Source organism: Fictibacillus nanhaiensis (genome assembly GCF_019801215.1).
In the GTDB taxonomy this organism is placed as follows: domain Bacteria; phylum Bacillota; class Bacilli; order Bacillales; family Fictibacillaceae; genus Fictibacillus; species Fictibacillus nanhaiensis_C.
Genome location: NZ_JAHVJO010000003.1, coordinates 21,921 through 46,101, shown reverse-complemented (window position 1 = coordinate 46,101; position 24,181 = coordinate 21,921). Strand labels below are relative to the sequence as shown.

At 39.4% G+C, this 24,181-nt stretch carries 24 protein-coding genes and 1 pseudogene; 18 read left to right on the top strand and 7 right to left on the bottom strand.

Translation table 11 applies throughout. The annotated features are described in order from the left end of the window. Positions 1-12: 12 nt before the first annotated feature. Positions 13-771, bottom strand: coding sequence for a hypothetical protein (locus tag KUV80_RS13210; RefSeq protein ID WP_222463217.1), 759 nt, complete (start codon positions 769-771; stop codon positions 13-15). Positions 772-794: 23 nt separating this feature from the next. Then, complete coding sequence (locus KUV80_RS13205; RefSeq protein WP_222463216.1) at positions 795-1,103, bottom strand: hypothetical protein; 309 nt, start codon at positions 1,101-1,103, stop codon at positions 795-797. A 163-nt stretch (positions 1,104-1,266) separates the two neighbouring features. Between KUV80_RS13205 and KUV80_RS18775 the strand changes: the two genes are divergently transcribed. From KUV80_RS18775 to KUV80_RS13155, 11 genes and pseudogenes are all read left to right on the top strand, one after another. Continuing rightward, complete coding sequence (locus KUV80_RS18775) at positions 1,267-1,392, top strand: hypothetical protein (RefSeq protein ID WP_276516657.1); 126 nt, start codon at positions 1,267-1,269, stop codon at positions 1,390-1,392. 21 nt (positions 1,393-1,413) lie between these two features. Continuing rightward, a complete protein-coding gene (locus KUV80_RS13200) occupies positions 1,414-1,932 on the top strand; it encodes an HAD family hydrolase (protein ID WP_222463215.1) in 519 nt (172 codons plus the stop codon). 196 nt (positions 1,933-2,128) lie between these two features. Beyond that, positions 2,129-3,040: a hypothetical protein gene (locus KUV80_RS13195; protein WP_222463214.1), complete on the top strand. Its 912-nt coding sequence runs from the start codon at positions 2,129-2,131 to the stop codon at positions 3,038-3,040. A 225-nt stretch (positions 3,041-3,265) separates the two neighbouring features. After that, positions 3,266-4,900 carry a M4 family metallopeptidase gene (locus KUV80_RS13190; protein WP_425308818.1) on the top strand — a complete coding sequence of 545 codons (1,635 nt, stop codon included), beginning with the start codon at positions 3,266-3,268 and terminating at the stop codon, positions 4,898-4,900. A gap of 284 nt (positions 4,901-5,184) precedes the next feature. Then, entirely contained in the window at positions 5,185-6,075 is an 891-nt protein-coding gene (locus KUV80_RS13185; protein WP_222463212.1) for an AraC family transcriptional regulator, read from the top strand. 282 nt (positions 6,076-6,357) lie between these two features. Beyond that, positions 6,358-7,494, top strand: coding sequence for a DNA polymerase III subunit beta (dnaN, locus tag KUV80_RS13180; RefSeq protein ID WP_222463211.1), 1,137 nt, complete (start codon positions 6,358-6,360; stop codon positions 7,492-7,494). An 11-nt stretch (positions 7,495-7,505) separates the two neighbouring features. Next, positions 7,506-8,327, top strand: a pseudogene (locus KUV80_RS13175) (alpha/beta fold hydrolase); the annotation flags it as partial. 75 nt (positions 8,328-8,402) lie between these two features. Next, positions 8,403-8,732, top strand: coding sequence for a YunG family protein (locus KUV80_RS18905; RefSeq protein ID WP_425308981.1), 330 nt, complete (start codon positions 8,403-8,405; stop codon positions 8,730-8,732). Between the two features lie 6 nt (positions 8,733-8,738). Next, a complete protein-coding gene (locus KUV80_RS13165; protein WP_246625218.1) occupies positions 8,739-9,137 on the top strand; it encodes a GNAT family N-acetyltransferase in 399 nt (132 codons plus the stop codon). Further along, positions 9,137-9,673 carry a GNAT family N-acetyltransferase gene (locus KUV80_RS13160; RefSeq protein WP_222463210.1) on the top strand — a complete coding sequence of 179 codons (537 nt, stop codon included), beginning with the start codon at positions 9,137-9,139 and terminating at the stop codon, positions 9,671-9,673. The genes KUV80_RS13165 and KUV80_RS13160 overlap by 1 nt, the downstream gene beginning before the upstream one ends. Before the next feature lie 310 nt (positions 9,674-9,983). Continuing rightward, positions 9,984-10,484 carry a DoxX family membrane protein gene (locus tag KUV80_RS13155; RefSeq protein WP_222463209.1) on the top strand — a complete coding sequence of 167 codons (501 nt, stop codon included), beginning with the start codon at positions 9,984-9,986 and terminating at the stop codon, positions 10,482-10,484. Positions 10,485-10,544: 60 nt separating this feature from the next. Here KUV80_RS13155 and KUV80_RS13150 read toward each other — a convergent pair whose 3' ends face one another. Both KUV80_RS13150 and KUV80_RS13145 read right to left on the bottom strand, forming a co-directional pair. Then, entirely contained in the window at positions 10,545-11,297 is a 753-nt protein-coding gene (locus KUV80_RS13150) for a hypothetical protein (RefSeq protein ID WP_222463208.1), read from the bottom strand. Then, entirely contained in the window at positions 11,294-11,671 is a 378-nt protein-coding gene (locus KUV80_RS13145) for a cupin (RefSeq protein WP_222463207.1), read from the bottom strand. The genes KUV80_RS13150 and KUV80_RS13145 overlap by 4 nt, the downstream gene beginning before the upstream one ends. A 144-nt stretch (positions 11,672-11,815) precedes the next feature. Between KUV80_RS13145 and KUV80_RS13140 the strand changes: the two genes are divergently transcribed. Continuing rightward, positions 11,816-12,388, top strand: coding sequence for a GNAT family N-acetyltransferase (locus KUV80_RS13140; RefSeq protein ID WP_222463206.1), 573 nt, complete (start codon positions 11,816-11,818; stop codon positions 12,386-12,388). A gap of 22 nt (positions 12,389-12,410) precedes the next feature. Here KUV80_RS13140 and KUV80_RS13135 read toward each other — a convergent pair whose 3' ends face one another. Then, positions 12,411-12,857: a hypothetical protein gene (locus tag KUV80_RS13135; RefSeq protein WP_222463205.1), complete on the bottom strand. Its 447-nt coding sequence runs from the start codon at positions 12,855-12,857 to the stop codon at positions 12,411-12,413. Then, complete coding sequence (locus KUV80_RS13130) at positions 12,854-13,702, bottom strand: alpha/beta fold hydrolase (RefSeq protein ID WP_222463204.1); 849 nt, start codon at positions 13,700-13,702, stop codon at positions 12,854-12,856. Before KUV80_RS13130 ends, KUV80_RS13135 begins: the two co-directional genes overlap by 4 nt. Positions 13,703-13,937: 235 nt before the next feature. On the opposite strand from KUV80_RS13130, the gene KUV80_RS13125 reads away from it, so the two are divergent. The 6 genes from KUV80_RS13125 (at position 13,938) to KUV80_RS13100 (ending at position 22,857) form a co-directional block, all read left to right on the top strand. Further along, positions 13,938-16,331 (top strand): M14 family metallopeptidase, encoded by a 2,394-nt coding sequence (locus KUV80_RS13125; protein WP_222463203.1) that lies wholly within the window; start codon positions 13,938-13,940, stop codon positions 16,329-16,331. 377 nt (positions 16,332-16,708) lie between these two features. Then, complete coding sequence (gene abc-f, locus KUV80_RS13120) at positions 16,709-18,433, top strand: ribosomal protection-like ABC-F family protein (protein WP_222463202.1); 1,725 nt, start codon at positions 16,709-16,711, stop codon at positions 18,431-18,433. A 259-nt stretch (positions 18,434-18,692) separates the two neighbouring features. After that, positions 18,693-19,262, top strand: a complete 570-nt coding sequence (locus KUV80_RS13115; protein ID WP_222463201.1) for a nitroreductase family protein — start codon at positions 18,693-18,695, stop codon at positions 19,260-19,262. Positions 19,263-19,372: 110 nt separating this feature from the next. Continuing rightward, positions 19,373-19,789 carry a DUF1801 domain-containing protein gene (locus tag KUV80_RS13110; RefSeq protein WP_222463200.1) on the top strand — a complete coding sequence of 139 codons (417 nt, stop codon included), beginning with the start codon at positions 19,373-19,375 and terminating at the stop codon, positions 19,787-19,789. 405 nt (positions 19,790-20,194) lie between these two features. Then, the gene (pepT, locus tag KUV80_RS13105; protein WP_222463199.1) at positions 20,195-21,427 is read left to right on the top strand and encodes a peptidase T; all 1,233 of its coding nucleotides are present in this window, start codon (positions 20,195-20,197) and stop codon (positions 21,425-21,427) included. Positions 21,428-21,591: 164 nt separating this feature from the next. Beyond that, on the top strand, positions 21,592-22,857 hold the full coding sequence (locus KUV80_RS13100) for an aminopeptidase P family protein (RefSeq protein WP_222463198.1): 1,266 nt from the start codon (positions 21,592-21,594) through the stop codon (positions 22,855-22,857). Positions 22,858-22,926: 69 nt separating this feature from the next. On the opposite strand, the gene KUV80_RS13095 is transcribed toward KUV80_RS13100, so the two are convergent. Next, positions 22,927-24,015, bottom strand: a complete 1,089-nt coding sequence (locus KUV80_RS13095; protein WP_425308810.1) for an FAD-dependent oxidoreductase — start codon at positions 24,013-24,015, stop codon at positions 22,927-22,929. Between the last annotated feature and the right edge of the window lie 166 nt (positions 24,016-24,181).

The following is a 24,181-nucleotide window of genomic DNA, read 5'->3' as shown; positions in this document are numbered from 1 at the left end:
AGGACATTACCTTTATGTGCATTCTGTAATGCTAACGGATTTTCCTCCACCAACAGAAGGGGTAAATGGAGCGGTTTGGAACACTACGACTCCGTTTGTATCGCGTAAAGTAATTTCTATACTGCCCTCCATGTTGTCATCCGTTAAAACAAGTTCATAGCTAAAGACACCATCTAACTTCAAGTCTCCCATTGGGCCTCCTCTTGGTGTAGCAGTACCAACACCAGTTACAGTCAGAACCATATTATTCATTGAACATACAGCACTTGTAACGACATTTGAAGTAAATTGGAACTGACTTGGAACCATGAACTCAAATACGCTACCTTCAATTGTACAATCTTCACAAATATTTACTCTGCCATTAACATTGCGTCTATCCGATGAAGGTACTATAAAGGTAACGCGATTATTTGCAAATGTTTCAGGAGTACCAGACTGACCGGCTGTTATTGTACCGTTGCACGTGCAATCTACTGGTGGCTGTGGAGGAATCGGAGGTACGTTCTGGCATATAATTCCAGTTAGTTTTTTACAATCCCATACTTGGACAGTGCTGCCAGTGAAAGTTCGAAATGTGGCACAACACGTATCAGGATTAAAACGAACAAATCTTAAATTAGGAATCTTAATACCATTTTTTTTCACAAGTGTGAATAGCTGTTCATTATTATCATTACATGAAAACGGGGTGTCTTTTAGATTTCTTAAAACATGACACACACAACCTGGACAAGATGTTTTATCATTGTTGTTCTTATGGTTGAGCATTTTAGCCCTCCTTTCTGGTTTCTTTAAGCAATTCCATTATTCATATCTTCATCAATGAAAACCGTACAACTGATTCCATCCAATTTTCGACAGTCAAAAACGTATACATTTCCTTCAAAATCGGTAAATGTTGCACAACACGTTTTATCATCTAACCCCTTAAAAATCAGACCGCCAATGTCTAATGTTGGGTCGCCAAAAAGTATAGTGAAAGTCTGGGTGCCGCGTTGACAGGGATTAAAAGGTGCCTTTGCAGCATCTCTTAAAATGGAACAAACGCATCCTTTGCATGAATCAACATGATGATGGTTTGAATTACATCCACTTGACATAATTTCCCCTCCTTTGAAAGTAATTTCAAGATAGTTTACTCAAGGGCTGGAATAATGCTTGGACGATTGACTAGTTAAAATGGATTCCTAACTATTTTGAAACAAAATGGCAGTCATAATCGTCATATGTAGTGTGGCAAATATGTTGGTGGGGGGACTTGTGATGATTAAAGCAGTTTTTTTCGATCTATATGAAACTCTGATTACAGAGTGGGATGGAGAACAGAAAAAAGCTACCTACTCAACGAACATCCTTGGACTGGACAAGAAAATATTTAAAACCGAATGAGATCAAAGAAGAGAACGACGAATGGATGGAACGTTTCCTGATCATCAAAGTGTATTGAGAGATATTTTAGCGTCACACGGGATACCAGCTGATTCGGTATTTATAGAGAAAGTGCATCAAGAGAGAGTAGGGGCGAAAGCCGTACCTTTTTACGACATAATCCCTGAGGTGCTAAAGGTATTACAGATTGTAAAAGGTAAAGGGCTAAAAGTTGGTCTTATCAGTAATTGTGCACCTGAAGAAGTACTCTCATGGAATAATTGCGAGCTAGCAACCTACTTTGATGCGGTCATTTTCTCATGTGATGTCAAACAAGCCAAGCCAAACCGGAAAATCTATGAAATTGCTTGTGAAAAGCTAGAAGTAACACCACAGGAAGCTATTTTTATAGGAGATGGTGGAGCAAACGAATTAGTAGGTGCAATAGAAGCAGGGATACAGGCGTTTCATGCAACATGGTTTTTGCCAAAGTATAAAAGTGAGCAAATAAAAGACTTTTATAAATTAGAAACACCGATGGATGTACTGAAAGTTTTATAGATTTAGGAGAGGAGCTTCCAATTCGGAGGCTCTTTTATTATGCAAAAATACAAACTATGACATAAGAGATGAATAAGAATCTTTAATTATCACAAGCTGAATCTTTAGCACTATAACATTAGATGCAGCTTGCGATAAATAGTCAAAAAGTCACTGTTTTTTACCGATAAATAAGGTAAAGACAGGAGGTGAAATAATGCAGATCAGCCAGTCATCAACAAGCTATTACCAAACAAACAACAACTCGTACAATTACCAAAATGAATACTCTCGGTCTGATTCCAAAACGAACTCGACTGAAAAGTATGAAACTGAAGATCGTCAAGTGAAGCAAAATATAGCAAATGATCAAAAGATGACAACACAATCTTATACGGATATGAAGAATGTGCTGAGCGCTTACTATTCCATTCAAAACGGGGGCATTTCCACCCTGAATGACTTAAAATCTAATTTGCAAAACTTAGCTAAAAAGTTAGTCAGTTATCGTGTTGATAAATATAGTCAAACGTGGGAATCAAAGCTTCATGCGTTTAGAATGGATATTAGCAAAGAAGCGTATGACAAGTTTAACGACTCGAGATCAAAAGGAAATACTGTGGTACCAGCAACCCAAGTAATTTCTACTCCACAAGAACAACAAACCACCAATGAATCTACTACATCAACGAGTAACACTTCTACACAGGACACTTCAACGACTTCAGAATCTACGGAATTGACGAATCAAACAGAAGAAACTTCAACAGGCTCTTCTAGTAATCAGAGCAACCCTTCTGAATCGTCAATGGTAAATCATGATGTGACGACAGAGCCAACAACTAGTGCGGATCCAACAGCTGAGGAATCCAGTACAGATACAACAACTGGTAATTCAAGTACTGAGCCAACAACGAATACATCTGAGGATTCAAGCTCGGATACAACAACGAGTGATCCAAGTACTGAACCAGTACCAGAAGAGACACCACCTAATGAAACCACAGGATCTACTGAAGAGAATAACACGACCGATCCAAATGCAGGGGCAGGCTCTAACACAGGCGGTTCCCAGAATAATGGTAATCCAGGAGACGTAATAGGCGGATTATTAGGCGGTAGAAAGTAATACAAATACAGGAGTCTATCAGAAAAATGATAGGCTCTTTTTTAATAGAGAAGAACTAGTATAAAAGTATTGATATAAAAGTGATTCTTAAGACTCTATAAATTTCTTTAACCTATTTAGTACTAGTACCATCTCTTTAAATTTCTGAAAATTCGTATAAATTAGGAAAAAAGGGTGATATGATGTTGGCTGTAAGTATTACTGAAAAAGGAAAATGGAGGAATAATGATGAGAAAAAAGAAGTGGGTATCGATGGGGATAGCAGCAACATTGCTAGCAGGAGCATTTGGCACACAAGCTTCAGCAGCAACGGAAGATGTGAAAATGAAGGTGAACAGCAAGTATGGTACACCGGCTTTTCTATCAGGGAAGCTAAGTGCACCTTCAAAAGAATCAGCCCAACAGATTTTTTACGACTACATAAATAGTCACACCTCTTCATTTAAAATAGGAAACAAAAAAGCACAAGATTCCTTTTCCATTTTAGAAAGCACAAAAGAACCAGATGGCAATACGGTTATCCGTTTTCAGCAGCAATTTAACGGTGTACCTGTTTGGGGATCGACACAAGTCGCTCACATCAATAAAGATGGTATTCTATCCGTTGTGTCTGGTGAAGTCGTTCCTGATTTGGACAAGCAGGAAAAGCTGAAAGGAAAGACGAAAATTCAACCGAAAAAAGCGGTAGAAAAGGCGATTGCTGCATTAGGTATTCTAGCAGAATTTGAGGAAACACCAAAAGCAGAGCTCGTTGTTTTCATGAAAGAAAATGTGGCTCATTACGCATATCTTGTAAACTTGAATTTTTTAATTCCTGAACCAGGAAACTGGAACTATTTTATCGATGCTCAATCAGGTGAGATCATCAACCGTTACAACGACATGCATGAAGTAACGGGAACAAACGCAACGGGGACTGGAAAAGGTGTTCTCGGAGGTTCAAAGACATTGAATCTTACCCTTTCAAGCGGTAAGTATTATATGCAAGATAACACGAGAGCAAATGGGATCTACACGTACGATATGGCGAACCGTACTTTCTTTCCACAGTTCTATCTTCCGGGAACGCTTTACAGCGGACCAGATAATGTGTTCGACAGCAACTACGATGCAGCTGTAGTCGATGCTCACTATTTTGCGGGTATCACGTTTGATTATTATAAAAATACACATGCAAGAAACTCATACGATAACAAGGGAGCGCGCATCACATCTTCTGTCCACTATGGCAGCAACTACAACAACGCTTTCTGGAACGGTTCACAGATGGTGTATGGTGACGGAGATGGCACAACATTCATTCCATTATCAGGCGGTATTGATGTAGTGGCCCATGAATTAACACATGCCGTAACCGATACAAGCTCTGATCTCGTTTACCAAAATGAATCAGGTGCTCTAAATGAAGCGATGTCTGATATTTTTGGTACATTGGTAGAGTACCATGATAATAACAATCCAGATTTTGAGATTGGTGAAGACATCTATACACCAGGAACGCCAGGTGACGCCCTTCGTTCCATGTCAGATCCAACAAAATATAACGATCCAGATCACTATTCCGTACGCTACACAGGTACTGGTGACAATGGCGGCGTTCATATCAACAGCGGTATAATCAACAAAGCAGCATACTTGCTCAGTGAAGGTGGAACGCACTATGGTGTAACCGTTACAGGTATCGGCAGATCTAAATTAGGAGCAATCTTCTACCGAATGAACACAGTTTATCTAACGTCTTCATCTAACTTCAGCCAGGCAAGAGCGGCAGCTATTTCATCAGCAACTGACCTTTATGGAGCTGCTTCACAAGAAGTAACATCTGTAAAACAGGCGTTTGACGCGGTCGGAATTCAATAATAAGAAATGAGCCAGAGTCGTATTTGCGACTCTGGTTTTTTTATATGTGTTAGCCGCTGCACGTTTTGTCGAGAATTGTAGACTCGTGGATAAATGACTGAAACTTTCGGATTCAGGCCAAAAACTTTTGGAGTCAAGCCATAAACTTTCGGATTCCGACCAAAAACTTTTGGATTCAAAGCCGAAACTTCATATACAATTATTAGGAAGAGGTAACTTAGCAAAAAAGGTTAAGAACGAATGAACGTTCGTCGTTATGATAAGTGTAGGGTAGGTGATGGAGATTGGATTATGAAGTTTGTATTCAGCGAACACTGGATTATATTGAAGAAAATCTGCATGAGAGGATCTTATTAGAGGAGCTTGCAGAGCTCGCTTGCTTCTCACCTTTTCATTACCATCGCGTGTTTCATTTTTTAGTAGGTGAATCAGTCATGGATTATGTGAGAAAAAGAAGACTCTCTCATGCGGCGAGCCGTTTGTTGAACTCTGAGGATAAAGTGATCGATATTGCAATTGACCTTGGGTTTCAGTATCACGAGTCCTTCAACAGAGCGTTTAAAAAGTGTTATGGCATGTCACCCAAACAGTACCGGAATACAACTTTTATTCCAGTGTCTCTGCATCAAAAAGCTTACCTAAATATGAGCAATTTTACAGGAGGAATTTCAATGGAAATGAAACTAGTAACAAAACCGGCATTCCACATTATCGGATACGACTTAAAAACGCGCAACACGGACGGTGAGAACAATCGCGAAATCCCTAAGTTTTGGCAGCATTATATTCAGAACAACCTTGGTGCAAAGATACCAAGTCCGTTAAACAAAAATGAACTGGGGTTGTGCACCGATTACAATACAACAACAGGCGAATTTGTGTATATGATTGGAATGGAAGTGGCACAAGGAACACAGCCGCCAGAAGGGATGTCCTACCGCAGCTTTCCTGAAATGGAGTACGCAGTATTTACAACACCGAAAGCGACTGAAGAAAATTTTCCATCATCTATACAAGCGACGTGGGTTGAAATCTTCTCAAAGTGGTTCCCAGATTCAGGATATGAACATGATGGAACGGTAGAATTTGAACTATATGATGAACGTTGCGTAGGAAAAGAAAAGCAGATCGACATCTATATACCGGTAAAAAAACAACAAGCCAAAGTAAAATAGTGTGAGAAGCTGTCCAACGTCAATCGTTGGTACAGCTTTTTTTGTTGCGACCGCATGGAATTCTACGTTATTTTTGTTTTCTCAAACGTTAAATGAATGAATTCCACGTTATTTCTGTTTTCTCTAACGTTAAATGATTTATTTCCACGTTATTTTAGTTTTATCGAATTTTCGACAAACCGACCTAATTTTCATTCAATTACAATGGAATAACCTCAAGAATAATTGGAATATTGTGTTAAAATAAACAATGTTGGCATGAATTTGGAGAGGAAGCCCTAAATGGAATTTATCATAAACCAAGCAATTTTTAGCAAAGCCCTGTCTGATGTGGGAAAAGCGGTTTCGTCGAGAACCCTTCTACCCATTTTATCTGGTATTAAAATAATCGCGGATTCAGACGGTATCACATTAATCGGCAGCAATGCAGATCTGATTATTAAACGATGGATTCCTGCAAAGATGGAAGGAACAGCTTCAGTCAAAATTCTGAAACCAGGCAGCGTGGTGGTATCAGCAAAATATTTTACAGAACTGATCAAAAAGTTGCCAGATCAAATTATCGTTCAAGCAAATAAGAATCATTCCATTCTCATTCAATCTGGAGAGATTCGGACGCAGTTTAATGGTTTTCAAGCAGATGAGTACCCAACACTACCAAAGCTGAATGTGACTAGCCGTATACATATAAATGCAGAAGAGTTGATGGACGCGTTTAAACAAACCGTATTTGCAACAGCCAAAAGTGAGACAAGACCTGTTTTAACAGGAGTAAACCTTACCTTTACAAAAGACAAACTCATTTCGGTTGCGACAAACTCCCAACGATTAGCGCAAAAAGAGATTTATATCGATTCATCCACGGTTGAAGAAACGGTAGTCGTGCCAAGTTCCAGCATAAATGAGCTTTTGAAATTGATTCATCATGATTCAGGAAAGATTAATATTCAATTAGCGGAAGGATATATTCAGTTTGAGACAGTTGAAATTTCTTTTTATTCCAGATTAATTGCTGGAAACTATCCGAACACAGCAAGTCTGATCCCAACTGATCAAAAAACAACACTCATTCTGTCTAAAGAGTTGTTCGTAAAAGGAATTGAACGAGCTTGTCTCTTTGCAGGAGAGTGGAAGAATAACAACATCACTCTTAGTGTTACGGATGATCACAAACTTTGCATTTCTTCAGGATCTTCTGAAATGGGCAACATACAAGAGTTTCAGGAAATAAAGAGTATAGAGGGCGAGACGGAGTTAAAGATATCTGTGGATGGTCATTTTATTCTAGATGCGTTAAAGACCATTCAAGACCCAGAAATAAAACTAAGATTCAGCGGGATGATGAAGCCCATTGTGATTGAATCAACCGAACATGATTCAACTTATGTGCACCTCATTTCACCTGTAAGGTCTTACTAGGAGGTGGTTAGATGAAACTTGAAAATGGTGAATACAAGTGGAGACTTAATAAAATCGAGCACTGGGTAAAAATTGAAGGCAGTGAAAAGAAAACCAATCCTTTAGTAATCATTCATGGAGGTCCTGGCGGAAACCACTATACATTCGAGCGAACGGTTGGACCGTTGCTCGCAAAAGAAAGAACAGTCGTGTATTACGAACAAAGAGGATCAGGAAGAAGTGGTCAACCCCTTTCAGAAGATGACTATTCCATTGAGTTGCTTGTTCAAGATTTCAAAGAGCTCAAAACTACGCTGGATACTGAAAAAGTAGATTTGTTAGGATATTCGTTTGGCGGAGAGTTAGCACTAGAAATCGCTTATGCTTACCCCCAGGATATTAACAAACTCGTACTTTCTGGACCGAGTTTGATGAATTCACGTATTCAACAACTGATACAGATTCAAGGATTTATGTCTGTAGCTACGGATTCATTACGAGAAAAAATCGAAACCATCTTAACAGAAAATACATCCATCGAAGAGAAATATAACCACGTATGGAACCTTGTAGATACAGAAACAGTGGATCGGTTTTTGTTTGAAAACCAGGCGATCGCGAAACAAAATCGGAAGCTTTGGGAAGAAAGTAATTTAACAAATACAGGACATATGATGAAAGCCCTTCAAAAACAACCGCCTGATGTACCGCTGATAAATCGTCTTCAAGCCATTCACCATGAAACGTTAATCATCACCGGTGTTCATGACCGTAATACAGGAATGTCTGTTTCTAAAATGGTCAATAAAGAGTTGCCAAACAGCACGTGGGAGTTGTTTCAAAAAAGTGCCCATTTTCCTGACCTGGAGGAAACGGATGCATTTGTTGCAAAGACGCTGAACTTTTTAAGTAGAAATACGACCATTGAATTGGAAAAATTAAAAAACATCTTATATAACGTATGGTCGCTCCAATCTAGTTCGAAATGGACTAAAGACAATCCAGCCAAAGGACAGTGCGGGGTAACGGCTTTAGTGGTGCATGACCTGTTTGGCGGGAAGATTGTTAAGACGAGAGCGGAAGAGGGCTGGCATTTTTATAATGTGATAAACGAGCAGCGGCATGATTTTACGGAATCGCAATTTCCAGAAAGCATTCAGTATATGGATGTGCTCTCCAGCCGTGAAGAAGCGATGCTTGATACAAATGAAAAACAATATAGCTATCTAAAACAAAATGTAAAAAAACAATGGAGGTAAGCGGTTTTGAAAGAGGATATCCAATATTCAGTGGACGATCATTTGTTCACTGCACAAGATTATTTATCTCTCGTAAATGATATATGGCCTGGAGAATATGATGAAAAGTTCGTTTCAATTGCCTTGCAGCAAACTACGAATATTACGGCATGGGACAACGAAAGGTTAATAGGCTGCGTTCGTCTTTTAACAGATGGGTATATTTTTGGAACCATACCAGAAATTCTGGTACATCCAGACTATCAAAAGTTAGGAATAGGCAGACAGCTGATGGAACTTGCTTGGGAAGCGAGTCCAACCTCGCTTTTCTTAGGTGCACAGCCTGGAAAAGAAGCATTTTTTGAAAAGTTAGGCTATACCAAATCTCTGCAATCCTATCAAAAGAAAAAGGAACGAAAAAAATAATGGAAAATCAGTTGCCAAACGTAAGATTAAGAGACTTGATGTTGGAAGATGCCGATGATCGTTATGAATGGTGTCTGGATGAAGAAGTGACAAAGCACCTTAACATGCCCGAAGAGTACCCGCCGTTTACTAGGGATGAAACGAAAAAATGGATTGAACAATGTATTCATAAAACAAATGGTTATGAGCAAAAGGCCATTCTTTCAGAAGATGGTCATCACATCGGATGGGTGGACTTGAAACAGATCGATAAGTTGAACAAACACGCCGAGTTAGGGATAGCTATCGGAAATAAAGCCTATTGGGGTAAAGGGTACGGCATGGCTGCCATGCATAAAATGTTACGGTTTGGCTTTGAACAGCTGGACTTGAATAAAATTTGGCTTCGTGTAGAAGTGGATAACCAAAAGGCGATAAAATCTTATAAGAGAGCAGGATACGTGGAAGAGGGAGTATTAAGGCAAGATCGATTAAGAAAAGGGAGGTTTATTGATCGGCTGAGGATGAGTATTTTAAGAGAAGATTACACATTGTGATGTGAGAGAAGCTGACTTCATTTTTGTTCAGCTTCTTTCTCGTTTTAATTCGAAAGTATTATTTTTTGAAAAAGGGATTGACAAAACATAACCCAATCCATAATATTAAGGCATTCGATAAAAGTTTACCTAAGGAAACTTTTTGGCGTAACGGAGATATACAATGGTTATAATACATGTTAAGCTATCCCCCTGTTATAAGCAAAAACTATATATCAATTAGTAATTAAAAAAATTTACGTCAAAAGTTGCCTGTACGCAAAATAGTTAGTCTTACCCATTTTTATTTTTAAGAAAGTAGGTGTAAAGTATGTTTTTCAAATTTTTAAGAGAAAATGTTGTGGCGTCTTATCTTCTCACCATCATTCGTTTGTATTTAGGAGTGCAATGGTTCGTTGCAGGATGGAGTAAAATTTCGGGCGGTTTTGATGCTACTGGGTTTTTAATGGGAGCTGTAAAAAAAGCGAATGGTGAACACCCAGCGGTCCAGCCTTGGTGGGCAGATTTCCTGAATGGATTTGCCATTCCTAATGTAGGACTGTTCAATGTTTTAGTACCGTGGGGAGAATTGCTAGTGGGCCTAGGATTAATTTTAGGGGTGTTTACGACTTTTTCTGTTTTAATGGGATTAGTGATGAATTTCGCTTACATGTTTTCCGGAACAACGAGCACGAATCCACAAATGATTTTGTTGGAATTCCTCATTTTAGTAGCAGCCTTCAATGCTGGGAAAATCGGTTTAGACCGTTTGGTTATCCCATTTATGAAAGCGAAAATAGGAAAGAGAAATCAAGAAAGCCTAGCTTCATAGATTCTTAAAGTAAAAAAGGGGGACCAGAAAAGCACAAAGCTTTTTAGTCTCCCTCTTTTATTACGATTCATTAAGTAACTGTTTGAGCAATGGGAAGAGATAATCAACACTTAAACGGGTTTCATGTTGAAGATAGTTGTTAATGGTTTGTGAGTCATTTTTCAGATAAATAATATCCTGAAATTCTGGAACTTCACCATTTGATAAAAGGTCCTGACAGAATGCTTCATATCTTTCCTGAAATTGCTGAAGGGTTACATTGAGTTGAATATGATAGAGCACCGCAATGAAATCATACGTCCCGCCAGTTTTAATATATTTTACGGAACAATTTTGAATGTCCTCTGGATAATGGATACCTAACTCCTCAGTTAGCTCTCTCAACACATTTCTTTCTAAATCAAAAAATCCATCGTTTAAGTCTTCCTTACTTAAGCCTCCACCTACACATTGAAGTCTTTGTGGATAAGCGGTATGATTTGCCATTTCTCCAAAGATTAAGAAAGAGTCTTTCGTTTCAACTAATCCGGCTCCATAGATTACTTTGCAGCTTTCTAATTCTTTCCTTTCACTACGAACAGAATAAAGGTAGTGTGCATAATCTGAAACAACTAGGTTAATATCATAGAAATCTTGTTTTTCCACAATAGACTCCACAAAGAAAACTTCTCCTCGTGTAAAACGGTGATTCGCATTCACAACTTCCCAAAAGTTTTCGACCTTCTGTTGGTAATCTTTAGATAACTGTGCTGGTTTAGATGATGCTTTTATTCTTACAGGTTTTGTTAATGAGCTAATGACAGTAGGGTTCATGATGATGTACCTATATTGTTTATCTCCTTTAACTTAAAAGAAGCAGGATGAAGTTCTTCGCTTTCAATCACAATAGCAGTCAAACCAGTCTTTGTAGTTGTTTCATGGTATTCGTCCTTCTCCCAATAAACGGCTTCACCTGCTTTAATAGGGAAAGGAACTTGATCCTTGCCTAAGACAATACCTTCACCATTTACCACGAGAAGAAGCTGTGGCACGACAGCCTGATGATACCCAATAATTCCACCTTCCATAAGGTGCATGCACCCGATATGAGCAGGTTTTTGTGTTTGAACAATTTGAGACATAACAAAATTCGAGTTAAACTTTGTGACATGTTTGCCAGTATCTTTGTTAAATGAAAATATTTTCATAAAAATCTCCAATCTTAAAACATATATAAGGGTAAGAAATATAAACTCCCCCTTGATGCAAAGATTCGACAATTGTCCATTATTTTCCTTTTTCAATCCGAATAAAAAGTTTACAATAGATGTAAACAAAATAGGAGTGAACAGATGGACATTCAAGACATTTACAGTGACCTGCCGAGGCTAGAAACAGAGCGATTAATCCTTAGAAAAATCACCCCAGGCGACATAAATGATATGTATGAATATGGGTCTGATCCAGAGGTAGCAAAATATGTGACGTGGCAAACTCACGGAACCCTATCAGATACGAAAGAATTCATTGATTTTGTTTTGCGAAACTATGATAAAGGTGAAATTGCTCCGTGGGGCATTGAATACAAAGAAAACGGAAAGATGATTGGGACCATTGATTTTGTGACATGGCAGCCCCATCACAAAAGTGCAGAGATGGGTTATGTCTTATCACGAGAGTATTGGGGTATGGGCATTACGACGGAAGCAGCAGAAGAACTCATTTCGTTCGGTTTTCAAAATATGGATTTAATCCGAATTCAAGCGAGGTGTTTTATCGAGAACATAGGATCAGAGCGAGTTATGGAGAAGGTGGGCATGTCATATGAAGGAACCGTCAGAAAAGCCATGCTAGCAAAAGGGGACCATAGAGATCTTAAAGTGTATTCCGTTCTAAAAGAAGAGTTTGCGAGAATAAAAGATTAAAAAAGAGTGGAAAGGATTGCGTTCAGCGTGCAGCCCTTTCTCTTCTTATGTATCTTTCTAGCTTATAAGTGATGAGTGAAACAAAAACGATAAGCCCAAGAGATCCTATTATCAATGTTGTCATTGAATATTTTCCCCCTGCATATTCACCGCTCCTTTTAGCTTTTGTAAAAGTGCCGTCCTTTTCCTGAACGGCTATGGCCTCATCTGTACTGACACCAAGAATTGAAAAATATTTTGTTCCTTTTTCATACGCATTCGAAAAGTTCCCGCTATACGTTCCTTCTATGTCTGAATAGAATGTCACTTCACCAATCTCATCGCCCACATGCTCAATCACTTCTTCTTGTAAAATATACGTATAACCATTCCAAACGACAAAAGTATATGCCCAATTTGCCGAGGTTTTGTAAGGAAATAAACACGCAGAAAGTAAAACGATGGCTAATAGAAAGACTTTAGTCTTCAATTTCTCATCTCCTTTGTCCGTTCACTGAAAATACTTTTCTTCACCCGATATAACCACTCTGTAACCAGCTCCTGTACTATTTTTCGTTTTTCAATTTGAAGCATATGACCCGCTTGGTCTAATACAACAAAAGATGCATGCTGAAATTTTTTGATTAGATCAAAGCATTCCCGATAACTGCATATAAAGTCTTGCTTTCCAGTAAGGATAAGCGCAGGTTGCGATAGGGTATCAACTGTCGAAAAGGGTTCTATTGAAAATAAGTAACCTTGTTCACGCCAATTTGATAGCAAAAATTCTCTGTTCACCAACAGACGGCCAGGCTGGATTTCTTCCATAAAATAAGTAAGATGTTTGCGGTCTTGATAAATTATGAGTGTTTCAAAAGCTTTTCGGATATCAGGATCTAAAGAGTGAAGCATTTTTTCATCACGACTAAAAAGCTTTTTTTCTGGTGTGATTCTGTTTTGTATGTGAAGAGCAGGGGATAGAAGACAGATGCCTTGAACACGATGAAGTCTATTATGCATCATACCTTGAGCCAGATACCCTCCGAAAGATGTGCCGATTAGTAAGAAATCCTGTTCTGGGAGTATCTCATCGACAAAGTTTAAAAGATTTAAGAGCATGTCATCAGAAGAACTTAAATCACTTGTTATTGTACTCTTACCGTGTGCAGGCAAATCTACGTATATCCTTTTATAACCTGCATGTTGTTTAAAGAGTGGCTCAAGCCATGCGGTCATTGATCGGTGATCAGTTCCTATGCTATGCAAGATAATAACCGGAAAACCTTCCCCCACCGTTTGATAATAAATGGATCCTTTTGAGACTGAACAGATCATTTTAGAGTTATCCTCATTTTTCATAGACTAGGAATTAAAAATTAGTGTAAATAGCACTATCTATCTATTCCCTAATTACTAAACATTTCCTTTTTCTTCATCATTATGAAATCGCATAAAAAAATGATACATAACTAGGTATTTCACTTCAGTACATCATCATTCTAAAGTATGATTCAATTTTCTGAAAATAACGATACACTATCCTTATATTTACATAGGAGGTGTGTTTTGTATGATAGGGAAAACGAAATGGGTATCGTCTGCTCTCGTGCTATCGACAGTTGCAGGGCTTGCTTTTGCGACATTAGATCCGGGAGTCCGAGCACCACGTGCTGAAGCGTCTTTACTTAAGGTGAAAGAAGCCGAAACGGCATCCATTGTTCAGCTGGAAGTACCAAACAAAGCTGCGATGGACAAGCTGACTGAGATTGGAATCGATCTTGCGCACAGGGTGCATTATCACAATGGAGTACTCGAGGTGGATGCTGTCGTAACACCAACTGAAATCGCAATGCTTAAGCTCCATGGAGTATCAGTCAAAGAAACGTTGATCACTCAGAGTGAATGGAATCAGCGTGTTGCAGAAAGAAATGTCGCTGTAAAACAGGAAAAACAGCTGACAGCTGCTGAGGATACCGTAAACATTCTACGCGCCAATCATTTCACTAACCAATCTGACACGTTCTTATATGTAGAAGCCAAATCATCAGCAGGTACTAGCTCGTCAACCATTCTTACAGCAAAATGGCTGGAAAACGGAATGGAAAAGATAGCCACACTTCAAAAGAAAGAAGCCGCAGGTGAATACTTGTATCACTCCTTTATGGTGCCGATTACAGCCAAACCGAAAGAAGTGACAATCGAGAGTTCATCAGGAGGAAAAGCGACTTCGAAAGTAACGGAGTGGATTGGGGAAGATAAACCTGATCGTCCAAGCAAGCATTATGTAAAAAATTTCGTCGATCACTATATGGATCCAACTGAAATAAACGCTCGAATAGAGAATCTCGTAAAAGAGTATCCAGAGCTTGCTGAAATTGTTGAGATGCCTAATAAAACAAACGGTTACCGCCGCAAAGCACAGGCAACTTTAGGAACACTTCAAAACGCAGCAGTGGTCGTGACTTCAAAAGCGTGGGGACATGAGGGCGGAAACTCTATGAGTGTAGAGTTTAAGAAGCCTGATCAAAGAGACGCGACACTATCTGTTGAAGCCAATGGAAACAAAGTAACCGTTAACCTTGCAACAGATGCTGCAGGAATTGTGAAAAGTACAGCTCAAGAGGTTGTAGAAGCATTAAATTCCAGCGCAAACCATCTATTATCAGCTACAACGTATCGCGGAAGTGCTGGCAGCGAAATCGTCATGCCTGCAACAGCAAATTTAACCGACAATTTAAAAGCTCCAGCTACCGTTTCACGCGATCCTTTTACGGTAAAAGCCATTCGTATCGGGAAACATCGTGACGGATCAAAGCCAGGAGTGCTTGGTTATTCCCAAGAACATGCCCGAGAATGGGTAACCCCTCTCGTTTCCGTGGAGACGGCTGAACGCTTGCTGCGTAACTATGCCCATGACCGAGATACGAAAAAGCTAGTTGATAACTTGGATATCTTTATTATTCCGTCCATGAATCCGGATGGAGCTCACTTTAGTTTCTATGATTTTAATATGCAGCGCAAAAACCTCACCAATCATTGTGGACCATCACAGTCCGATAACGGCTACAGAAACGCATGGGGTGTTGACTTAAACCGTAACCATTCAGTTGGATCGGTATTTGATGGATATGTTGGAGCGTCTGCAACAAATTGCTTAAGCAGCGTTTTTGCAGGACCGAGTGAGCATTCTGAACCGGAAAGCCAAAATCTTGCATGGCTGACCAATCAAAATCCAAACATCAAGTTTGGCATGAACATCCATAGTTATGGCGGATATTTCATGTGGTCACCAGGGGCATACACACCTGAACGCGAAACATTGCCGCGTCCATCCGCAGGTGAAGAAGCTTACTATTGGCAGGCATCCGATCATATTTTAAAAGAGATTAAAAAGCATCGCGGTACCGTAATTCTGCCAAGTAGAACCGGTCCGATTCCGGATGTTCTCTATTCAGCTGCCGGAAATTCTGCCGACTTCCTTTGGTATGAAAAAGGCATCTATGCGTGGAATTTTGAAGTGGGAGCAGACCTTTGGAACAAAGAAACGAACCGTTGGGAAATCGTTGGATTCCAGCCACCTTTTGAAGAAGGACATGAAGAAGCAATGGAGTTCTCGAATGGTCTGTTAGGTTTGATGGAAGTCGCTTATGCCTATTCTAAAGACAAAAAAGCACCAAAGTCTAAAACAACTCCTAATGGAGGAAAATTTAATGAGGCGATAGAGGTGAGCTTTAAGACGAGCGAACCTGCAACCATTTACTATACATTAGATGGAAGCAGACCAACCTTTGAATCACAAAAATTAATGCTTAGCGGAACACGGGAAGGCGCAGAATCCCTTATCATCAACAGAACTACGACACTGAAGTGGTTCTCAGTTGACCCTAGCGGCAATATTGAGAACCATTATGAGCCTAATGGAAACAAGAAAAATTACAGATCAGAGACGTTTATTCTGAAATAAAGGATCCATAGAGGATGACCCGGATGGACTAAGGGTTAGCCTCTTTTTTATGGATACAATTGACAATCCTGCAATTTGTAAATATACTAAACTTGTAAAAAGTCATAAGGGAAAGGTACGGTACGTCGCTGATGTGGAACAATCTTATTTTCTAAGGAAAACTCAAAATTGAGACCTGGAGAATAGGATAAGTCTGCCCATTTTGCGAATATAAGTACTGATATCATTTCTTTCACACAAAAATTCTGTTTTTGTGTTTATTCGGTACCTGTAAAATGCAGCTTATTTCCATATAACCAACCTCTCTGGGATCTCCAGGGAGGTTTTTTGTTGTCAAAAACCTCCCAAAATAAAACAACATAAGAGGGTGAAGCTTTATGACGACAGTTATACAAGTTAAAGGAATAAAGAAAACATTTGGTGAACGCGAAATACTAAAAGACATTCATTTTGAAATCAGACAAGGTGAAAAAATCGGGCTCGTCGGCTGGAACGGTTCAGGAAAAACAACACTAGTAAATATACTAGCGGGACATATAGAGCAGGATCAAGGATCAATTACCACATGGCCGTCTCATTTGAAAATGGGATATCTTCCACAATCCACAGACTGTCCAATAACTATGGATAACATCATGGTCGAAGCGAAAGAGGATTTTTTTCACATGACGAAAAGAATGGGGCTTTCTAAGGATTTACTTCAATCGGAACAATCTCCCTATTTGAGTGGCGGAGAACGATTAAAGCTCTCGCTCGCCAACATTTGGGCAAATCATCCCGAGTTCATCATTTTAGATGAACCGACGAACCATTTAGATCTGCATGGTGTTCAATGGCTGATCGATGAAGTAAAAAGCTTTGCAGGAGCGGCAATCGTCATTTCGCACGATCGCTATTTTTTGGACGAAACGGTTACGAAGATCTTTGAAATAGAGAACGGAGAATTAACTATTTATGAGGGCAACTATACAGCCTATCGTCTAGAAAAACAGAGAAGATATGACCAGCAGTTACGCGATTATAACAAACAGCAGCGAAAAGTGGATATGATTCATCAACAGGTGAACACGTTAAAGAATTGGTCTGATAAAGCCCATAAACAAGCTGGTAAAGGTGGCTCGAACTCTGAGAACCGTCAAATGGGTGTAAGAGAGTTCGAACGAGCAAAAGCAAAGAAAAAGGATAATCAAGTCAAATCGAAGCTCAAACGACTGAATCTTGAGTTGTCTAAATACGGAATCGAAAAACCAAAAGAAGAAGCATCGGTGTTGTTTCAATTTGAAAACGCCGGAAAAAGAGGCAAGCGAGTACTTGAAGCACAAGGGTTAACGAAGCAATTTGGTGACCGTCTATTATTCGAAGAAAGTCATTTCTATATCAAGCATGGAGAAAGGATAGGAGTGATTGGTTCGAATGGGACGGGAAAAACAACCTTAATCAAGATGCTGCTTGGTGAGGAATCTATTACGAAGGGCTCGTTCTGGAAAAGTGAGTCAATTAAACTCGCATACCTCTCACAAGATGTCCTCGATCTGCCAGAAAACAAAAGTATTAAGGAATGTTTTGATCTAAGTAATCGTGAGCAGTCCTCAAAAGCACGTAGCATTTTAGTAAGTATGGGAATAGACGACAGCAAGTGGACGAAGCCCATTTCTCATTTAAGTTTAGGAGAGCGAACACGCGTAAAACTCGCTGAGATGATTCTTCAAGAATATGATCTTCTTATACTAGATGAACCAACAAACCATTTGGATTTACCGAGCCGTGAACAGCTGGAGGAAACTCTTCTTCAGTTTGCAGGAACATTACTCATCGTTTCACATGATCGTTATTTTGTTGAAAAATGCTGTGATAAATTACTTTCCATTCAGCACAAAAAGATCTCACGGATCGAAATGGGTTTGAGTGAATTTTTATCCCGAGAACAGCAAAAGACCATAAAGCCGAAACAAAATATTCAAGAAGAACTTGCAATTCTAGATCATAAAATTACGGAGCTGCTTGGACGAATCAGTATGTATAAACCAGGAACAGAAGAGTATGTGACATTGGATCAAGATTTAAACGCGTATATGGATCAAAAAAGAAGATTAATGAAGTGATTTTGATTGTTAAGCCTGATGTGTGACCATTTGGATTTGTCGATATATGTCGACTCGTGGATATGTAGGTAAAACTTTTGGATTGACGACCAAAACTTTTGGATTGAGCCCCGAAACTTTCGGATTGACGCCGAAAACTTTCGGATTCGTCATCAAAAATAGCGAATCCAACACCAAAACTTCTGGACCTGCTCACTATTCCTTCTACTAATATCCTCACATGTCCCAGAATACTTGTAAGAAGAGGGAGTGTGAACGTATGGATACGTTTGAAGCAATCAAAACGAGAAGAAGCATCGGTAAGGTAAAAGACACTTCTGTCCCGAATCATGTAATCGACAAAATTTTAGAAGCTGGAACTTATGCTCCGAACCACTTTCGAACAGAGCCTTGGCGATTTTTCGTATTAAAAGAAAAAGGCAGAACGAAGCTTGGTGAAGTTATGGCGGATATCTCAATCATTGAAAATGCGAATCTATCACCAGAAGGGTTAGGTCTTAAAGTCAAAAAAGCCAAAAATAATCCGTTACGAGCCCCTGTCATCATTGCGGTTGGGGTGGAGCCGAGCGATAAGGATAATGTAATAGAGATTGAAGAATACGCAGCAGTTCACTGCTCAATTCAAAATATGCTGCTCGCTGCTCATGCACTAGGATTAGGCAGCATTTGGAGAACAGGTAAAATCATCTATCACCCGAAGATAAAGGAGTTTTTTGGTCTTTCTGAAAAAGGGCAAATGACGGGTTTTATTTATCTCGGCTATCCTGATATGGAGCCAAAAGACGTGAATAAAACGCCAATTACCGTTTTAACAAAATGGATTGAATAGAAAAAGTTGTTCCGGCAGCTTTTTTATTCGTACAACTACAGAAAATAGGGAGGGATAAAGCAGATGGTGTAGAATGGTAGGAAAACCGGTTTAAAAGGAGCGATTTCTGTATGTATGAACTAAAAACAAAGGAAAACGACAGAAATGTTATCGAGTTTATTGAAAATGTAGAAAGCCCGAAAAAGCGGGAAGATGCGTATAAATTGCTGGACATCTTTACCGAAACATCAGGATTTGAGGCGAAGATGTGGGGACCCACCATTATCGGATTTGGTTCTTATCATTACAAATACGCAACAGGTCATGAAGGAGATGCGGCAATAGTCGGATTTTCCCCTAGGAAAGCCAAAATTAGTTTATACTTATCTCCTGGTGACCCTAACCGCGAAGCGCTGCTAAAAGAATTTGGCAAACACACAACGGGAGTCGCCTGTGTGTATGTTAATAAGCTTTCGGATATTGACGTGGAAGTCTTGAAGCAATTGATTCAGTCTTCCGTTGATCACATACAAGGAATATATAAGTAATTTGGAAAGGAGCCCAAAATGGACTCCTTTTTGTTTTAGAAAATTAGTATCTGCATCTACACTTCTTCTTCTTTTTCTTGCACTTTTTACATTTGAAGTAGTAGTAATAAGAAGATGAAGATTCACATTTGTGATCTCGTTTCCAGCTCATTGATTTCACCTCGCTGAGATTTCCTGTCCCCCCAATCTCTGCGTCGGTTAATATATCATATGCGAAAAAGGACAAGTTGTTTAGACTGTTGAAGGATTTCTATAAAAATGGTTTATTGACACATAGGTTTTTAATAAGGCTCATTTCTAGAAGAGTTCAGCCCCGACAAGCAAAAGGTGAATGGGCTTAAAGAGCATTTCTCGAAGTCTGACAAACATGCTAAGATAAAACAAAAGGAATGGGAGTTGATGAAGTTGAAACAAGCAATCATTGAGAGATTTACTTCCTATGTAAAGGTAGATACACAATCTGATGAAACGAGTGAATCCTGTCCTTCTACACCAGGACAGCTGACTCTCGCAAACATGCTCGTGAATGAACTAAAGGAAATTGGCATGGAAGACGTGACGATCGATGAAAACGGATATGTGATGGCAACTCTTCCATCTAACACAGAAAAAGACGTGCCAACGATTGGATTTCTGGCTCACGTTGATACGGCAACCGATTTTACTGGTGCAAACGTTAAGCCTCAAATCGTTGACAACTATGATGGAAAAACCATCACGTTAAACAAAGAACTACATATTGAATTATCTCCAAAGGATTTTCCAAGTCTGAATCATTACAAAGGGCATACGCTTATCACAACAGACGGCACAACTCTGCTAGGAGCTGACAACAAAGCGGGAATCGCGGAGATCATGACAGCGATGAAGTATTTAATTCAGCATCCAGAACTCAAGCATGGAAAAATACGAGTAGCGTTCACTCCGGACGAAGAGATCGGGAGAGGCCCTCACAAGTTTGACGTTGCGGCATTCGGGGCTAAATTTGCTTATACGATGGACGGTGGACCTCTCGGTGAACTGGAATATGAAAGCTTTAATGCGGCAGATGCGCATATTGTTATCAAAGGGAAAAACATTCATCCAGGATCAGCAAAAGGAAAAATGGTCAACTCTTTGAAAATTGCGATGGAACTGCAAAGCAAGCTGCCGAGAGAAGAAGCCCCTGAACATACGGACGGCTATGAAGGGTTTTATCATCTTCTTTCATTAAAAGGGGACGTTGAACAAACGGACATGAATTACATCATCAGAGACTTTGACAAGAATCTTTTTGAAAATAGAAAAGCAACGATGCAAAAGATTGTTGATGAATTAAGAGAAACATATGGAAAAGGAAACATCCTGTTAGAGATGAAAGATACGTACTACAACATGAGAGAGAAGATCGAACCGGTAAAAGAAATTGTAGATATCGCGTACAAAGCGATGAAAAACCTTGAGATCGAGCCAATCATCAAACCGATACGAGGGGGAACAGATGGCTCTCAGCTTTCTTATATGGGACTGCCAACACCGAACATTTTTACAGGTGGAGAAAACTATCACGGCCGTCATGAATATATTTCGGTTGATAACATGGTTAAAGCGACACAAGTCATCGTAGAACTTGTACAGCTGTTTGAACAAGAAGCATAGGTCATGTGAAAGCTAACCGATTTAAAGGTTAGCTTTTTTATATATAGAAAAAAGTAAAAAAATTCAAAAAACATTTGTCATGACCCCGGTTTAATCTTTATAATATGAAGTGTATAAATAAACCATTCAGTCGTTTTTATTTTTTATTCAAGGGGGATGAAACAATGTCGTACTTGTTTGAACGAAATCGAAGCCGATTAAAAGACGTGCTGCCTGATGAATCGGTTACGATCCTATTTGCCGGCAAAGCTCCACAAAAGTCAGCGGATGAACATTATCCTTTCGTACCGAACCGCCATTTCTATTACTTGACGGGAATCAATGAACCGAACGTTATTTTGTTGATGAAAAAGTCGGGAAGTTCACTGGAGGAGATGCTATTTATCCAAAAAGCAGATCCAGTTATGGAAAAGTGGGTAGGTAAAACCATCTCTAAAGAGGAAGCCGAAGAAATTTCTGGGATTAAAGAGGTTAAGTATGTGGAAAACTTCGAAGGGTTTGTAGCAAGTCTCTTTTTTACGAACCAAGTGAAGCATGTATGTCTTGATCTTGAACGCCGTGGCTGGTCAGATGCTCCAACCCAAACATCGTTATTTGCTAAACAGATTAAAGAGCACTATCCACACCTTTCTATTAATAACATCTATCCTGAAGTTTCCGAGCTGCGAGTGATCAAAACAGCTGAAGAAATTCAAACCATTCGAGAAGCGATCTCCATCACAAAAGAGGGGATCTACAATGTGTTGAAGCATGCCAAGGCAGGGATGATGGAATACCAGTTAGAAGCTCATTTTGACTTTAAGCTAAAATCCTCAGGCATTCGAAATTTCGCTTTTAATACGATTACAGCAAGTGGGAAGAATGCAACCGTCCTTCATTATGAAGACAACAATGCGCAGATTCAATCAGGAGATCTCGTGTTACTTGATCTTGGCGCACAAAAAAATTATTACAATGCCGACATCAGCTACACGTTTCCGGTGGACGGAAAATTCACTGACCGCCAAAAGCAGCTGTATAATATCGTGTTAAAGGCACTTAAAGAAACAACGGCATTGATTAAACCAGGTCTCGCATATGCAGAACTCGATAAACATGCTAAAAAGGTGCTCGCAGAAGAATGTAAAGCGATCGGCCTAATTCAAGAAGACTCAGAACTGTCCAAGTATTATTATCATAGTGTGGGTCATTTCCTTGGATTAGACACACATGATGTTGGCTCATATAAGGATCGTGTCCTTGAGCCGGGCATGGTTATTACCATCGAGCCTGGATTATACATTGAAGAAGAATCCATTGGAATCCGAATTGAGGATGATATTTTAGTTACCGAAGATGGGTATGAGAACCTTTCAAAGGATATCATTCGAGAAGTAGAAGAGATCGAGGAGTTTATGGCTACACAAAGACTGCAAACTGTAAAATCATAGTCTGAAATGATGAAAAAGCTGGCAACAAAGGGGCACATTTATATGTCCTTTTGTCGTCAGCTTTGTTTTTTAATGATGTTTATTCATGAATCGCTTGTCGATCATATTTTTTAAAGTCCAAGCCCACTTACCTTGCACCGCAAACCCTCCATACGTAAAGAGGCCGTTTTGGTTGCCGGTTGAAAGAATCGAGACGAACTTTTTTTGTGGATAAAAGCGATCTAATGATTGACGTGATAGATAGTTTTTTATATTCTTCCACAAAACAGGCCCCTGTCTGACTGCATACACACCATTTTTCGGCAAGTGTTCATAACCTGCAAGAGTTACACAATCACCAGCTCCGAAAACGAATGGAAATTCATGATTTTGCAGTGTATCTTCGACCATCATAAACCCTGCTTTATCAATTGGCAGCAGAGCTTGTTTAAATATTGAACTTGCTTTTGGTCCGGTGACAGGGAGAATCGCGGAATAGGCAATACGCGAACCGTTGCTTGTCAAAAGGTAATCTTCAGTCACGTCTTCAACCTGTTCATTTTCGTAAAAACGAAGATCGTGGTTTTTGGCGATGCCCCTTATCTTCTTGGTTGCGGCCGCACCATATGAATCAAGAAGAGGAGAAGAACTAATCAAAGTCACGGGTGCACGGTTCCTATTCTTTTTTCTTCTCCACGCTAATGTCGATAGAGCCAGTTCAACGCCAGCAGAACCACCGCCAATCACTACAGGCTTTTCACTAGACCGGAATGTCTTGATTTGATCAGGGAATTGATAATTGGGCTTGATGTTCAAGCCGATCGTTTTCGTTAATTCTGAGTTTATACCTGACCCAATATCAAACGAAATCACATCAAAGTTGTAAATGCCGCCTGAGAATCCTAACAATACCTTTTGCAACGGGTCAAAAGAGATAATTGTGTCTTCTATAAAAGAAACGGAGGCTTTCTTACATAAGGATTCAAGATCAATCCGGATTTCTTCCTCAGAATAAAGACCTTCTGTAAACCCAGAGAACATTCCTGAATAGTATTGGTATTTTGAAGATGAAATGAGCGTCACTTCAAAATCCCTTGCTGTTTCGTTTAATAGATTGCGAAGAATAGATAGATGGGCGTGTCCGCCACCGACTAGTAAAATATGACTCAAACGAAACACTCCAATATGATAAAATTTATATCTTCATCATAGCCACTTTTTCCTAAACTAGCGAACGTTCGGCTTATATGTTGCGTGAAAGAGGCATGAGAGAAAAAATGTAAGCAATAATTGAAAATAATGTTAGTTTTTGGATTGGAAATATGGTATTTTACTATATGGTGAT

Bases quoted from the DNA above. Each gene is read 5' to 3' on its own strand.
- KUV80_RS13155 (WP_222463209.1), top strand. From the start codon at position 9,984: ATGTTTTTCAAATTTTTAAGAGAAAATGTTGTGGCGTCTTATCTTCTC.
- KUV80_RS13150 (WP_222463208.1), bottom strand. From the start codon at position 11,297: ATGAACCCTACTGTCATTAGCTCATTAACAAAACCTGTAAGAATAAAA.
- KUV80_RS13145 (WP_222463207.1), bottom strand. From the start codon at position 11,671: ATGAAAATATTTTCATTTAACAAAGATACTGGCAAACATGTCACAAAG.
- KUV80_RS13100 (WP_222463198.1), top strand. From the start codon at position 21,592: ATGTCGTACTTGTTTGAACGAAATCGAAGCCGATTAAAAGACGTGCTG.
- KUV80_RS13200 (WP_222463215.1), top strand. From the start codon at position 1,414: ATGGATGGAACGTTTCCTGATCATCAAAGTGTATTGAGAGATATTTTA.
- KUV80_RS13140 (WP_222463206.1), top strand. From the start codon at position 11,816: ATGGACATTCAAGACATTTACAGTGACCTGCCGAGGCTAGAAACAGAG.
- KUV80_RS13125 (WP_222463203.1), top strand. From the start codon at position 13,938: ATGATAGGGAAAACGAAATGGGTATCGTCTGCTCTCGTGCTATCGACA.
- KUV80_RS13210 (WP_222463217.1), bottom strand. From the start codon at position 771: ATGCTCAACCATAAGAACAACAATGATAAAACATCTTGTCCAGGTTGT.
- KUV80_RS13205 (WP_222463216.1), bottom strand. From the start codon at position 1,103: ATGTCAAGTGGATGTAATTCAAACCATCATCATGTTGATTCATGCAAA.
- KUV80_RS18775 (WP_276516657.1), top strand. From the start codon at position 1,267: ATGATTAAAGCAGTTTTTTTCGATCTATATGAAACTCTGATTACAGAG.
- KUV80_RS13110 (WP_222463200.1), top strand. From the start codon at position 19,373: ATGTATGAACTAAAAACAAAGGAAAACGACAGAAATGTTATCGAGTTT.
- KUV80_RS13160 (WP_222463210.1), top strand. From the start codon at position 9,137: ATGGAAAATCAGTTGCCAAACGTAAGATTAAGAGACTTGATGTTGGAA.
- KUV80_RS13130 (WP_222463204.1), bottom strand. From the start codon at position 13,702: ATGATCTGTTCAGTCTCAAAAGGATCCATTTATTATCAAACGGTGGGG.
- KUV80_RS13195 (WP_222463214.1), top strand. From the start codon at position 2,129: ATGCAGATCAGCCAGTCATCAACAAGCTATTACCAAACAAACAACAAC.
- KUV80_RS13115 (WP_222463201.1), top strand. From the start codon at position 18,693: ATGGATACGTTTGAAGCAATCAAAACGAGAAGAAGCATCGGTAAGGTA.
- abc-f (WP_222463202.1), top strand. From the start codon at position 16,709: ATGACGACAGTTATACAAGTTAAAGGAATAAAGAAAACATTTGGTGAA.
- dnaN (WP_222463211.1), top strand. From the start codon at position 6,358: ATGGAATTTATCATAAACCAAGCAATTTTTAGCAAAGCCCTGTCTGAT.
- KUV80_RS13190 (WP_425308818.1), top strand. From the start codon at position 3,266: ATGATGAGAAAAAAGAAGTGGGTATCGATGGGGATAGCAGCAACATTG.